This is a genomic window from Pelagibacterium montanilacus (genome assembly GCF_003992665.1).
GTDB classification, from domain to species: domain Bacteria; phylum Pseudomonadota; class Alphaproteobacteria; order Rhizobiales; family Devosiaceae; genus Pelagibacterium; species Pelagibacterium montanilacus.
On the sequence record NZ_RZMX01000002.1, the window covers coordinates 1 to 12624 of the forward strand.

The window sequence follows — 12624 nt, forward strand, 5'->3', positions numbered from 1 at the left end:
AGAGGCCGTTTCGAAAGGGGTTGAGCGGTCGAGGTTGGCATGATTCCAAGCGGTTTGCTGACCTGCATGGAGAATGTCATGTGGACCCCGACCACCCGTGAACAGCATAACCGTCGTGCCACGCGATACCAGACCGATCTGACGGACGTGGAGTGGCGCCTGATCCAGCCGCACCTGCCTGCGGCCTGTAGAACGGGGCGGCCCCGGGCCTGGCCGATGCGCGAGATCATCAACGCAATTTTCTACGTCCTGCGCGGCGGCATCACTTGGCGTCTCCTACCCTCGGACTTTCCGCCTTGGCCGACCGTCTATCGGTGGTTCGCCGCATTGCGCGACGGCTCGGTCTTTGAGAAGATCAACCATGCCCTGGTCATGATGGACCGTGAGCGCGCCGGCCGCGAGGCCAGTCCGTCCGCAGCCATAATCGACAGCCAATCCGTCAAAACCACCGAAGCCGGCGGCCCGCGTGGCTACGATGCAGGAAAGAAGATCAAAGGGCGCAAGCGCCATGCACTGGTCGATACCGATGGGCGGCCGCTACTGGTCGAGCCGCATCCGGCCGACATCCAGGACAGAGACAGCGGCGGACCACTGCTACAGATCTCGCGCCCTCTGCTCCCCTTCATCAAACATGTATGGGCCGATGGCGGCTACAATCATGAGCGCGTGACCACCGCCACCAACATCATCGTCGAAATCGTCAAGAAGCCCCCGGATCAGGTCGGCTTTGCCGTCTTGCCACGCAGATGGGTGGTCGAGCGCTTCTTTGCGTGGATCTGCCGCAACCGGCGCCTGGCAAAGGACTTCGAGGCCACCATCAATTCAGCAGCCACCTTCCTTTACGCCGCCTCGGTCATGCTCCTCGTGAGGCGACTGGCCCGCCAGTCATGAGTTTCGAAACCGACTCTAACGTTGACAAGTCCTTGGACCTTAAGTCCATTTTTGATGTTTATAAGTGCGAGTAGGTCGTATGGAACACTAACCTCCTCACTGGTTAGAAGAAATGCGAACTGCCCAGGCGGGATTGCTAACGATTGAGTTATATAAAGTCGTCTAATTTCCGGATTGCCGCGCTGTCCAGCTTCGGGGCTAATATACGCCTCGCCCCCAACTTTCAGGGTGTAGGCCGCGCCATCGATTTGGTTCTCGTCGAAGGGCGTGACCAGTCCCGAACCGTTGTTTCTGAGCCAATCACCCGACAGAAACATCTGTTATTGGACTTCTGCGTAGACCGCCCGACGCGCTAGAAAGTTGCGACGTTCTGCGGCCAGGTGGACAATGTCAACGGAGCGGATTGAAGCGAAGGCCACAAGCCAACCCATGATCGCAGAGTTTGCATTGAGAGCGTGATCGCGAAACTCTTCGAGATGGTCAATTTTCTCACACGCGTCTGCGAACCTTCCACTGTAGTCAGTGAATATCGCGAATTCGGTGCTATGGGGCAGCGTTTCTTCAAGTAGCTGATTCAAGGCATTTGCAGCACTGAGGGATACCAAGAAAGCATCTACTAGAGTTTGGCTCTCAGATTTTTTCTCGTAGTTCCCTCTTGCGAAGCGGCCAGCATACTTCGCAAAATGCAAGCCATAATGCTTGATTCTATCAACTCTCGACATCGCTAGTATATCGAAGTGATTGCTAAGGTCATGTTGATATTGAATCTGCTGCTGCTTCTTGAAGTCCATCAGTCCTCCGATGCATCCAAACGTGGATTGGGCAAGCGAACGCGATTCCCAAATTGGCTTTGCTCTAGACTAGCATCGAGCGTGCTGGTTGAGCAGTAGCCACCTTAGATATTCACAGAAGTCAGACATGGTGGGCCAGCCAATATCGCTTATGCAACCTAACCGCCCGGGCCCTCGAGCGACTCCATTTCCATCTGGCGGAGTTTCTTGATCTCGTCGCGGAGTTTGGCGGCTTGCTCGAATTCGAGGTTGGTGGCGGCTTCGCGCATGCGGGCTTCCATGTCCTTGATGACCGTGGCCAGGTTGGCGCCGACGGGGATGGTGTCCTTGCCGTCCTTGCCCGGGCGGATTTTCACCGAGACGTGGTCGCGTTCGTAGACGGAATCCACGATGTCGTTGATGCGCGCCTTCACGCTCTGGGGCGTGATATTGTGTTCCTCGTTATAGGCGAGCTGCTTTTCGCGCCGGCGGTTGGTTTCGGCCAGGGCCCGCTCCATGGAGCCGGTGATGGTATCGGCATAGAGGATGACCCGTCCATCGACATTGCGCGCGGCGCGGCCGATGGTCTGGATGAGCGAGGTTTCGCTGCGCAGGAAACCTTCCTTGTCGGCATCGAGAATGGCGACCAGCCCGCATTCGGGGATATCGAGCCCCTCGCGCAACAGGTTGATGCCCACCAGCACGTCGAAATTGCCCAGGCGCAGATCGCGGATGATCTCGATGCGCTCGATGGTGTCGATGTCCGAATGCATGTAGCGCACGCGAATGCCCTGCTCGTGCAGATATTCGGTGAGATCCTCGGCCATCTTCTTGGTCAAGACGGTCAGGAGCGTGCGATAGCCCGCTGCCGAGACGGTGCGGATCTCGTCGACCACGTCGTCCACCTGGTTGGTGGCGGGGCGGATTTCCACATTGGGATCGATCAGGCCCGTGGGGCGGATGACCTGCTCGGCGAAGACGCCGCCGGTCTGGTCCATCTCCCAGGAGCCGGGCGTGGCCGAGACATAGACCGTCTGGGGCCGCATGGCGTTCCATTCCTCGAAGCGCAGGGGCCGGTTGTCCATGCATGAGGGCAGGCGGAAGCCGTATTCGGCCAGCGTCGCCTTGCGCCGCAGATCGCCGCGATACATGGCGCCGAGCTGGCCGATGGTGACGTGGCTTTCATCGACGAAGACCAGCGCATCGTCGGGCAGGTATTCAAACAGCGTCGGGGGCGGCTCGCCGGGTTTGCGGCCCGAGAAGTAGCGCGAATAGTTCTCGATGCCCGCGCAGGACCCGGTGGCCTCCATCATCTCGAGATCGAACAGGGTGCGCTGTTCGAGCCGCTGGGCCTCGAGGAAACGGCCCATGCCGTTCAATTCCTGAAGGCGCGCATTGAGCTCGGCCTTGATCTCCTTGATCGCGGCGTTGAGCGTGGTGCGGGTGGTGACGTGGTGGGAATTGGCAAAGACGCGCACCGCGGTGAGATCGGCCGCGCGCTTGCCGGTCAGGGGATCGAACTCGGCGATGGATTCGATCTCGTCGCCAAAGAGCGTGATGCGCCAGGCGGCATCCTCATAGTGGGCGGGGAAGATCTCGATGGTGTCGCCGCGCACCCGGAAGGTGCCGCGCACGAAGCCGATATCGCCGCGCTTGTATTGCAGGGCGACGAGTTCTTTCAGCAGCTCGCGCTGGTCGATGCGCTGGCCCTTTTCGAGCCAGATGGTCATCGCCGTGTAGTCCTCCACCGAGCCGATGCCGTAAATGCACGAGACCGAGGCGATGATGATGACGTCGTCGCGCTCGAGGATCGCACGGGTGGCCGAGTGGCGCATCCGGTCGATCTGCTCGTTGATGGTGGATTCCTTCTCGATATAGGTGTCGGTGCGCGGGACGTAGGCTTCGGGCTGGTAGTAGTCGTAGTAGGAGACGAAGTATTCCACCGCGTTGTCGGGGAAGAAGTTCCTGAACTCGCCATAGAGCTGGGCGGCCAGCGTCTTGTTGGGGGCGAGGATCAGCGCGGGGCGGTTGGTGGCGGCGATGACCTGGGCGGCGGTGAAGGTCTTGCCCGAGCCGGTGACGCCGAGCAGCACCTGATCGGTCTCGCCATTGGTGATGCCCTCGACCAGCTCGGCGATGGCCGTGGGCTGGTCGCCGGCGGGGGTGTAATCGGTCGCCAGCCGGAAGGGAATGCCGCCGCGGTCCTTGGTGGTGCGGGCGGGACGGTGGGGCCGCCAGGCCTGGGTGCCCTCGACCTCCTTGCGGCCCTCGGCGATGATCTTTTCCAGCGCGGCTACGGTGGCTGAAACGCCGGCGGAGGAATTGGAGACGTTGGTGGGGGCGTGAAAGCCCGCCTGGGGCGCCTCGGCAAAGCCATCGAGATTGGTGGGGCGGTCGACGGCATTGGCCTTTGACTTGGGCGCGCGGGCGGTCATGCCCGTCGCTTCGCTCCGGGCATTCCCTTTTGGGCCCTCGCGCCGGGCGGGCTGGCCCGTCGCTTCGCCGCTGGCGTTGATGGGCTTCTTCTCACCGGAGGATTTGCGGGCGTTGGCCTTGGCGTTGTCCTTGCCCTTGCCGGCGAGGCGCGGGGGTTGCGCTTCGGCTTCGGCCTGTGCGGCGGCTTCGCGGTCGAGCCGGCGCTTGTTGCGCAGGCGCTCCTGGGGCAGGGGCTTGGCGATCTGGGCGTCTTCGGCCTTCTCGATCTCGCGGATGAAATCGTCGATCGAGAAGTCCGGGTTTCCGGATTTGCCTGCAGGGGATTTCTTGTCTCTGGCCATGCCGCACCATATCGGGCTCGAGGGGGTGAGGTTCAATACCACGCCGGGAACGAAGTGGGAACGGGCGGCGGGCGGAGTGTTGATCCAGGCCCGAACGCGAAACCGCCCCGCCGGGGGACGCGGCGAGGCGGTTGTGGTGCAGGGCCACGCATGCCGGGAGGAGGGAAAGCATGCGGCGCCCGGAAAATCTGCCCTATTGTGTCAGGGGGGAGGAGCGGGCAGAGTTGGGTAGCTGTTATGCAAAGGCGCCGGTGAACGCCATCACGACTGTCATCATCGAAATCATCACTGCACCGGTTGCGCCTGCGATGGTCATCTGAACAATTTTCTGGGTCATTTTTTCGCCCTCTGTTTGCCTGCCTGTGACCCGTAAACGCACCTTCGCCGCGAAAAGTTTCAAAAAGACTTGACACGGATTTGTGAGGGGGTCGCCCGGGTTTGTATGGAACCGAGACTGCGCCCCCGTGGCTGAACGGTGACTGAATGGGGCTTTCAGGTGGCACGAGGCGTGTCGCGGGTCAGGCGCGACAGACCCAGCCCCGGAACCCCAGCGCGGCGTAAAAGAGCGCGGCGCCGGAGAACCCGGCGGCGGAGAGGTCCGCCTCGTCCTCGTGCGGGGAGAGGATGGTCAGCCGCTCGGCCATGGTGGCGATGGAGGGGGCCATGGCGGCGGGCTCGGTGCCGGCGAAGGCGAGGTTGCGGGCCAGCCAGAGGCGGCGGCCAGCGTCCGGGTCGTCGGCGGCCGGGGGCATGCTCATATGGGCGAGGACCAGCGGCGCGCCGGGCGCGAGCCGGGCCCTGAGCGCTGAGAGGGTGGGGATGCGCTCGGTGCGGGGCACGAAATGGAGGGTGAGCAGGCACACCGCCCCATCGAAGGGGCCGGCGGGCGCGTCCCCGGCATAGCCCTCATGAAGCGCGATGCGATCCCTGTGCGCCGAGGTGGTGCGGGCGGCGGCGGCCAGCATGTCGGCGGAGGGATCGACCCCATCGAAACGCCAGCCGGGCCGGGCGGCGGCGAGGGCGGCGAGCTCGAGCCCGCCCCCGGCGCCCAGCACCAGCACACGGCCCGTCTCGGGCACGGCCTCGGCCAGAAGCAGGCCAACCATGCGGTGCAGAGCGTCGAGCCCGGGCACGGTGCGCCGCGCGGAGGAGGCATAGGCCCCGGCATGGCTGGCGCCAAACGCGGAGGCGGCGGGGGGCGTGGACATCGGGCGGGCTCCGCTTATGTAACTTTATGGGTCACATAAGGGAGGTGGGGTGGGGGTGCAAGGGAGGGGGGGCTAGCCAGTCAAGCTGCGATACACAAAGGCATTCTGACGGCGACCGCTCACCACGCCATTAAATTTCTGGTTGCTCCCACGTCGACCCAAGCCTCGTGAAATGGCAGTACCAAACCGTTTGAGTTAAACATCTGCGATGAATTGCATGTGCAGTTCCCAATTAAAAGGTATCCAGCAGCTTGGGCATTTCTTGGGGCGCCGCGGTGCCACGCAATATGACGGAGAGGCCACGATGTTGCACAAGTGGTCGCACCAGCGACACGATGGCGATAGCATCGGCAAACTCGCACGAGAGCAACCGTCAACGCTATGAGGGCGTTCAGCCCGCGTGCTTTAGCCTCGTCTCTAAATCGGAGTTCGCCTTATAGGCGTTCTTGCGGTCGGCGATCACCAATACCGCTACACGATGGTTCGACATCGGGTAATACACGATACGCATTGCGCCCACGCGGATGCGGTAAAAGCCAGGATGCCCCTGGATTTTTTCCACCCCGCGAGGGCGCATGTCGAATTGAAGTTTGTCGATCGCCTTCACGGCTGACCTAAGTGAATTTTGATCGAGCTTGCGAAGCTCTCGTTCAGCAGCGGGGCCGATAACAACTTCTATTTTTTCCATATTCCCCCCAAGGGAGAGCTAGTCCAGATCTAGCTCTTTCTTCAAATCTGTCCATGATCTTCCTCCCTCAGATAGAAATTCTTTTAGTGCTTCGCGGGCGCGCTCTGCGTCCGCTCTAGACTCGTTATCCGTGAGTGCAACCAGCATATCTAGCGATACAACTGCCACCGATCTCGAGCTTTTCCTGATGATAACAGGCCCTCCATAGAAAGCTTCATTGAAAAGATCGGCAAAATTGCTTCGGGCTTCGGATGCTGTGTAGGTCTTTGGCGCTCCTGCTGTCATGTTCTGTTCTGCCAATTTGGTCATTGCGTACACCTCTTACCATTCGTACGTTTCGTTGTCAATGTACGATTTAAAGGTGAACAAGGGGTTGCCGGGTCAGGCGCTCTCCGAATTTGTAGAAGCGTTGTTGAGCCTCGTGCCACGTAACATGGCCGCTCCCCTATTGCCCGTTGCTCGGCGAAACGCGTTGTCGTCGACGACAAGCAGGGCAGGCCATAGATTAGCTTTCAAAAAGGGATCGGTTGGGAACATCGGTTGGATATGCACTGGTCGCCCGGGAACGGATCCTTCGTGCATTTGCCTCTGTCTGATTCCTCGTTGGCCAAGACGATAGCTGCTATGCGGCTTAGGACGCATTTAGCAGTTGTGAAGCTCCTCTACCTTCTCAACTGTGTCGCGCTTGCGGGCACGGCTCACGTAGAGCTGGTCTTCGCTTTGTTTCTCAAGGCTTGAAGTTTCAATGCGACCAAAAACTCTTGAAGTATCACCCCGCGATTTCCCGGGTGAGAGCCGGCGCTCTGCTCCAAGGTTGCCGCACAGGTGCGCTGCGCCAGCGTCCATGGACCCCGGCTTTCGCCGGGGGAGCGATGGGGGTGGGGCGGTGGTTTGGGGCCGTGCGGCGGGTGAATGGGCAGTTGGGTCCGATGGGCCGGGTGCTTTGGGGGTATGGCGTTCTGGGCCGGATCGCTGGAATGCGGTTGCCGACGCTTCGCTTCGGTCTCCGAATGGTGACCCGCGCCCTACCGCCCGAATCTGCGGGCGCCGATGACGCAGGTTATGACGGCCAGGGTGACGACCAGCATGAGGGGGGTGACGGTTTCGCCCAGGAGGAAGGCGGCGAGGGCGAGGCCGAAGAAGGGCTGGAGGAGCTGGAGCTGGCCGACGGCGGCTATGCCGCCCAGCGAGAGGCCGCGATACCAGAAGACAAAGCCGATCAGCATGCTGAAGAGGCAGACATAGGCCAGCGCGAGCCATGAGGGCAGGGTGATCGCTTCGAAGCCGCCGGGGTTGAGCAGGACGGTGAGCGGGAGCGAGACGGGCAGCGAGAGCACCAGTGCCCAGGAGATGACCTGCCAGCCCCCCAGCGTGCGCGACAGGCGCGCGCCTTCGGCGTAACCCAGTCCGCAGATGATGATGGCGCCCAGCATGAGCGCGTTGCCGATGGGCGCGGCGGTGACGCCATAGGACGCCGCAAAGCCCGCGACCAGCGCGCTGCCGATGACCGAAAACGCCCAGAAGGCCGGCTTGGGCCGCTCCCCGCCGCGCCAGACGCCGAACAGCGCGGTCGAGAGCGGCAACAGCCCGATAAAGACGATGGACTGGGCCGAGGTGATGTGCACCAGCGCCAGCGCGGTGAGGAGCGGAAACCCCACCACCACGCCTGTGGCGACGATGGCGAGGGGGAAGAGATCCTCACGCCGGGGGCGGGGCGCCTTCATGATCGCGAGCAGGCCGATGGCCAGAACGCCGGGAATGGCCGCGCGGATGGCGGTGAGAAACAGCGGATCGAAGGCCAGAACGGCCACGCGGGTCGCCGGAAGCGAGCCGCTGAAGATGATGATGCCGATCAGTCCGCTGATCCAGCCGCTTGTCGCGCGATCCATGAAAGCCCCTCCGTTCGGGCCCTTATCGGTTGTCCGGTGCGCCGGCGCCAGTTACGGTTCGGTACGGAATCGACAAACTGTACTGGTCAAGGACACAGAACGGATGGCCCAGACCCGCACCGAAATGGTGATGGACACCATCACCGGGCGCATCGCGGCGCGCAGCCTTTCCGCCGGAGCGCGGCTGCCCTCGGTGCGCGCGATGGCGCGCAGCCAGCAGGTGTCGGTCTCGACGGTCGTCGAGGCCTATAACCGGCTGGCGGCGGAAGGGGCGATCAGGGCGCGGCCGGGCTCGGGGTTCTACGTGGCCGACCAGCTCGCCCCCATGGCGCTGGCGGCGATGGGGCCGCGGCTGGAGATGGAGATCGATCCGTTCTGGGTGTCGCGCCAGTCGCTGGTGGCCCAGGATGCGCGCCCCAAGCCGGGCTGCGGCTGGCTGCCCCCGTCCTGGCTGCCCGAGGCCAGCCTGCGCCGGGCCCTGCGCAAGCTGGCGCGGGCGGAAGCGAGCGTTTTTTCTGAATATGGCACGCCGCTGGGGCTTGCGGGGCTGCGCCAGCTCATCGCGCGCCGGCTGGCCGAGCGGGGTGTGCCCGCCGCGCCCGACCGGATCGTTCTGACCGAGAGCGGGACCCAGGCGATCGATCTGGTGTGCCGGCTGCTGCTCGAGCCGGGGGACACGGTGCTGGTGGACGATCCGTGTTACTTCAACTTCCAGGCGCTGTTGCGCGCGCACCGGGTGCGGATCGTGGGCGTGCCGCACAGGCCCGACGGGCCGGACCTTGCGGCCTTCGAGGCGGTGCTGGGGGCCGAGCGGCCGCGGCTCTACATCACCAATTGCGCGATCCACAATCCCACGGGAGCGACGCTCTCGCCCGCGGTGGCCCATCGGGTGCTCAAGCTGGCCGATGCCCATGGCATGACGATCGTTGAGGACGACATCTTCGCCGATTTCGAGACCACGCCGGCGCCAAGGCTGGCGGGGCTGGACGGGCTCGAGCGGGTGGTGCAGATCGGCAGTTTTTCCAAGACGCTTTCGGCGGCGGCGCGCTGCGGGTTCATCGCGGCGCGGGCCGACTGGATCGAGGGGCTGGTGGACCTCAAGATCGCCACGGCGTTCGGGGGCGGGCGGCTCAATGAAGAGCTGGTGCTGGCGGCGCTGAGCGACGGGGCGTTCCGCACCGCGACCGAAGCGATGCGGGCACGGCTTGCAACCGCCCGGGACCGGGCGATTGCGCGGCTCGAGGCCATGGGGCTGGTGCCCTGGCATCACCCGGCGGCGGGGATGTTCGTGTGGTGCCGCATGCCCGAGGGGATCGAGTCGGGTGCATTGGCGCGCCGGGCGCTGGACCGCGATATCGTCCTGGCGCCGGGCAATGTGTTCAGCGTCTCGCGCGCGGCGGGACGCTTCATGCGCTTCAACGTCTCCCAGATGGAGGACGAGGCGGTGCTCGGGGCGCTCGAAGGGCTGCTGGCCGAGGGCTGAGCGGGCGCTACCACATGGTGGTCGAGCGCCCCAGAAGTCCGCCGCCGGACGGGGCGGGGGTCGACATCTGCGGCTGTGCGGCCGGCATGGTCTGGCCGGTCTGGCCCAGCGCGGGATCGACGCCGTCAGAGAGGGTCGCGGGCTGGTTGAGATCGGCCATCACCACGATGCGCGAGCCCCAGCGGACGTTGTCGTGAAGGTGGATCACGTCCTGGTGGAGAAGGCGCACGCAGCCCGAGGACACGGCCTTGCCGATGGTCCAGGCCTCGCCGGTGCCGTGGACGCGGTAGATGGTGTCGCGGTTGCCCTCATGGATATAGAGCGCGCGGGCGCCCAGCGGATTGTCGAGCCCGGGAGGCTGGCCATTGCGCCACTGCTCGAGCTCGGGCTGGCGGTCGACCATCTCGGACGGCGGGGTCCAGACGGGCCATTCGCGGCCATAGGCGATGTGCCCGCGCCCCGACCATTCAAAGCCCGCGCGCCCGATGCCGGCGCCATAGCGCATGGCCCGTCCGCCCTCGCGCACGTGGTAGAGATAGCGCGCACCGGTATCCACGATAACCGTGCCCACGGGCTCGGTGGTCGCGTAGTCCACTTCCTGGCGGAAATAGCGCGGCTCGACATAGCGCAGATCGACCGCCGGGACCGGGAACTGTTCGTTGGGCATGGCCGCGTACATGCGCAGCACGTGGTCCGGGATCGGCGGGGGCGCGGGCTGTGCGGGCACGCTGGGCTGGCGGACCGTGGTGGAGCAGCCGGCGGCGGCAAGGGTGAGGAAGCTGGCCATGCCGGCCAGAACGCGCCGCCGGGAGGGCGCGGGGGCAAAAGTGGTCATGATCGGGTCTCGCAAAATACTCTGGGGCCGGGCGCGGTGCGCGCAGGCGGGGAAACGGGGCTCGGGGCGTCGAAGGGTCAGGCGGCCGGGCGGGGCGGCGGCGGATCGATGCCGGGCTGGAGCGCCAGCGAAAGGCATGGCACGGGCACCGCGATCCGGGGCGCCGGGGCGGGCTCGCCCGCAAAGGCGGGGGCTGCGGTGGGCAGGTCACGATCCTGCGGGCAGGAGGGCAGGGCGCCCTTGGCGTGGCGGCCGGCCCTCGGGCAGGGCAGGAAATTGGGGGCCGTGGTGGCCGAGACGATGGTCTGGACGGGTGCGGGGGCGCAGATTTCGAGCGAATCGGGCGCACGGGGCGCGGGCGCGGCCGCCAGGGTGAGGCTGGCCGCGAGAAACACCGTTGTGAAGGCGAGGAGCGCCAATGTCAGCAATCGCACCATGGGGAGAAGCGATACGCAGGGCGGCGTGCAAAGTCACCCCAAGCGCGTTCACGGAGCAGTGAGGCGCGGGCGGCTGCGGCCCGGGTGTGGTCGCGCGGCAACACCGGCCTCAGGCGGCCAGTGCTCCGGTGACCATGAGCACCATGGTAAACAGGCCGCACATGCCCGCGCCGGCGAGCGCGGCGATGGTCATGGAGACGGCCTTCTGCGTGACGAGCTTGTCGGACATGGGACTGAACCTCCTATGGGACCGGTCCGTCCAGACGGCCCGGTTCACTCAAATGATCCCCCGGGCCCGACTATGAGCGCTTAACCGGAGCTTGCGGAGAAATCTGCAATTGAGCGTAAATTTTCGGTTTATCTCCACAGGGGGCGGGCCGGGCGATGACCGCGCGGGCGGGGTCTGGTAAGCGAGCACATGGTCGCGGAACGCGTGCCGGGAGTGTGATGGCATGGACAACTACGATGTGGTGATCGTGGGCGCGGGCGCCGCGGGAATGATGTGCGCGGCGGTCGCCGCGAAGCGGGGCCGCTCGGTGCTCGTGGTCGAGCACACCGACGCGCCGGGCGCAAAGATCCGGATATCGGGCGGCGGGCGGTGCAATTTCACCAATACAGGCACGGTGCCGGGGGCGTTCCTGTCGGGCAATCCGCGGTTCGCGATCTCGGCGCTCAAGCGCTACCGGCCGGCCGATTTCATCGCGCTGGTCGAGCGATATGGCATTGCCTATCACGACAAGGGGCTGGGGCAGCTCTTCTGCGACGGCTCGGCGCGCCAGATCATTGACATGCTGGTGGGCGAGATGGAGGCCGCGGGCGCGCGGATGGCGCTATCGACCAGCGTGGGGGCGGTCGAGAAGTCCGATGAAGGGTTCAGGCTGGCGCTCTCGAGCGGGCCGGTCACCGCGCGGCGGCTGGTGGTGGCGAGCGGGGGCAAGTCGATCCCCAAGATGGGGGCGACGGGCTGGGGGCTGGATTTCGCGCGCCAGTTCGGGCTGGCGGTCACCGAGACACGGCCCGCGCTGGTGCCGCTGACCTTTGAGCCGGGACTTCTGGGCCGCACCAAGCCGCTTTCGGGGATATCGGTCGCCGGGCGGGTCGGGCACGGCAAGACGCGGTTCGACGAGGCGGTGCTGTTCACCCATCGAGGGCTTTCGGGCCCGGCGATCCTGCAGATTTCCTCGTACTGGCGCGAAGGGGAGGCGATCACGGTCGATCTGGCGCCCGGGGTCGATGCGTTCGGGGCCTTGCGGAGCGCGCGCGCAAGCAATGGAAAGCAGGCGGTGCAGACGGTGCTGGGCGAGATCCTGCCGCGCAGGCTGGCGCAATCGATCGCCGAATGGTCGGGGCTCGACGGGCCGATCGGGGGGCAGTCGGACAAGGCGCTGCGCGCGATCGGGGGCGCGGTCAATGGCTGGACGCTCAAGCCGGTGGGCTCGGAAGGGTACCGGACAGCCGAAGTGATGCTGGGCGGGGTGGATACCGCGGGGCTCGAATCCAGGACCATGGAGGCCAGGGCGGTGCCCGGCCTTCATTTCGTTGGCGAGGCGGTGGACGTGACCGGCTGGCTGGGGGGGTACAATTTCCAGTGGGCCTGGTCGTCAGGCTTTGTGGCCGGAGAGGCCGTGTGAGAAGGGCAGGCGGGA

The 12624-nt window shown here is 64.8% G+C and carries 12 protein-coding genes; 3 read left to right on the forward strand and 9 right to left on the reverse strand.

Going from position 1 to position 12624, the window contains the following annotated elements:
• Positions 1 to 78: 78 nt before the first annotated feature.
• Positions 79 to 891 (forward strand): IS5 family transposase, encoded by an 813-nt coding sequence (locus EO136_RS00830; RefSeq protein ID WP_127142346.1) that lies wholly within the window; start codon positions 79 to 81, stop codon positions 889 to 891.
• Here EO136_RS00830 and EO136_RS19060 read toward each other — a convergent pair.
• From EO136_RS19060 to EO136_RS00860, 7 genes are all read right to left on the reverse strand, one after another.
• A complete protein-coding gene (locus EO136_RS19060) occupies positions 840 to 1208 on the reverse strand; it encodes a dCTP deaminase domain-containing protein (protein ID WP_425466577.1) in 369 nt (122 codons plus the stop codon). The two genes, EO136_RS00830 and EO136_RS19060, sit on opposite strands and share 52 nt — an antisense overlap.
• 3 nt (positions 1209 to 1211) lie before the next feature.
• Positions 1212 to 1682 (reverse strand): hypothetical protein, encoded by a 471-nt coding sequence (locus tag EO136_RS00835; protein ID WP_127142584.1) that lies wholly within the window; start codon positions 1680 to 1682, stop codon positions 1212 to 1214.
• A gap of 158 nt (positions 1683 to 1840) precedes the next feature.
• Positions 1841 to 4438, reverse strand: a complete 2598-nt coding sequence (gene uvrB / locus EO136_RS00840; RefSeq protein WP_281280363.1) for an excinuclease ABC subunit UvrB — start codon at positions 4436 to 4438, stop codon at positions 1841 to 1843.
• Positions 4439 to 4956: 518 nt separating this feature from the next.
• Entirely contained in the window at positions 4957 to 5646 is a 690-nt protein-coding gene (locus EO136_RS00845; protein ID WP_127142585.1) for a class I SAM-dependent methyltransferase, read from the reverse strand.
• A gap of 391 nt (positions 5647 to 6037) precedes the next feature.
• The gene (locus EO136_RS00850; RefSeq protein WP_127142586.1) at positions 6038 to 6334 is read right to left on the reverse strand and encodes a type II toxin-antitoxin system RelE family toxin; all 297 of its coding nucleotides are present in this window, start codon (positions 6332 to 6334) and stop codon (positions 6038 to 6040) included.
• A gap of 18 nt (positions 6335 to 6352) precedes the next feature.
• Positions 6353 to 6643 (reverse strand): type II toxin-antitoxin system prevent-host-death family antitoxin, encoded by a 291-nt coding sequence (locus EO136_RS00855; RefSeq protein ID WP_127142587.1) that lies wholly within the window; start codon positions 6641 to 6643, stop codon positions 6353 to 6355.
• 716 nt (positions 6644 to 7359) lie between these two features.
• Positions 7360 to 8223 carry a DMT family transporter gene (locus EO136_RS00860; protein ID WP_127142588.1) on the reverse strand — a complete coding sequence of 288 codons (864 nt, stop codon included), beginning with the start codon at positions 8221 to 8223 and terminating at the stop codon, positions 7360 to 7362.
• A 103-nt stretch (positions 8224 to 8326) separates the two neighbouring features.
• Here EO136_RS00860 and EO136_RS00865 point away from each other — a divergent pair, with 103 nt between their 5' ends.
• Positions 8327 to 9706 carry an aminotransferase-like domain-containing protein gene (locus EO136_RS00865; RefSeq protein WP_206513240.1) on the forward strand — a complete coding sequence of 460 codons (1380 nt, stop codon included), beginning with the start codon at positions 8327 to 8329 and terminating at the stop codon, positions 9704 to 9706.
• Between the two features lie 7 nt (positions 9707 to 9713).
• Here EO136_RS00865 and EO136_RS00870 read toward each other — a convergent pair whose 3' ends face one another.
• Together EO136_RS00870 and EO136_RS00875 are read right to left on the reverse strand one after the other, a co-directional pair.
• On the reverse strand, positions 9714 to 10541 hold the full coding sequence (locus EO136_RS00870; RefSeq protein WP_127142589.1) for a L,D-transpeptidase family protein: 828 nt from the start codon (positions 10539 to 10541) through the stop codon (positions 9714 to 9716).
• A gap of 77 nt (positions 10542 to 10618) precedes the next feature.
• Positions 10619 to 10978, reverse strand: a complete 360-nt coding sequence (locus EO136_RS00875) for a hypothetical protein (RefSeq protein WP_127142590.1) — start codon at positions 10976 to 10978, stop codon at positions 10619 to 10621.
• Between the two features lie 452 nt (positions 10979 to 11430).
• Here EO136_RS00875 and EO136_RS00880 point away from each other — a divergent pair, with 452 nt between their 5' ends.
• On the forward strand, positions 11431 to 12609 hold the full coding sequence (locus tag EO136_RS00880; protein ID WP_127142591.1) for a BaiN/RdsA family NAD(P)/FAD-dependent oxidoreductase: 1179 nt from the start codon (positions 11431 to 11433) through the stop codon (positions 12607 to 12609).
• Positions 12610 to 12624 lie beyond the last annotated feature (15 nt).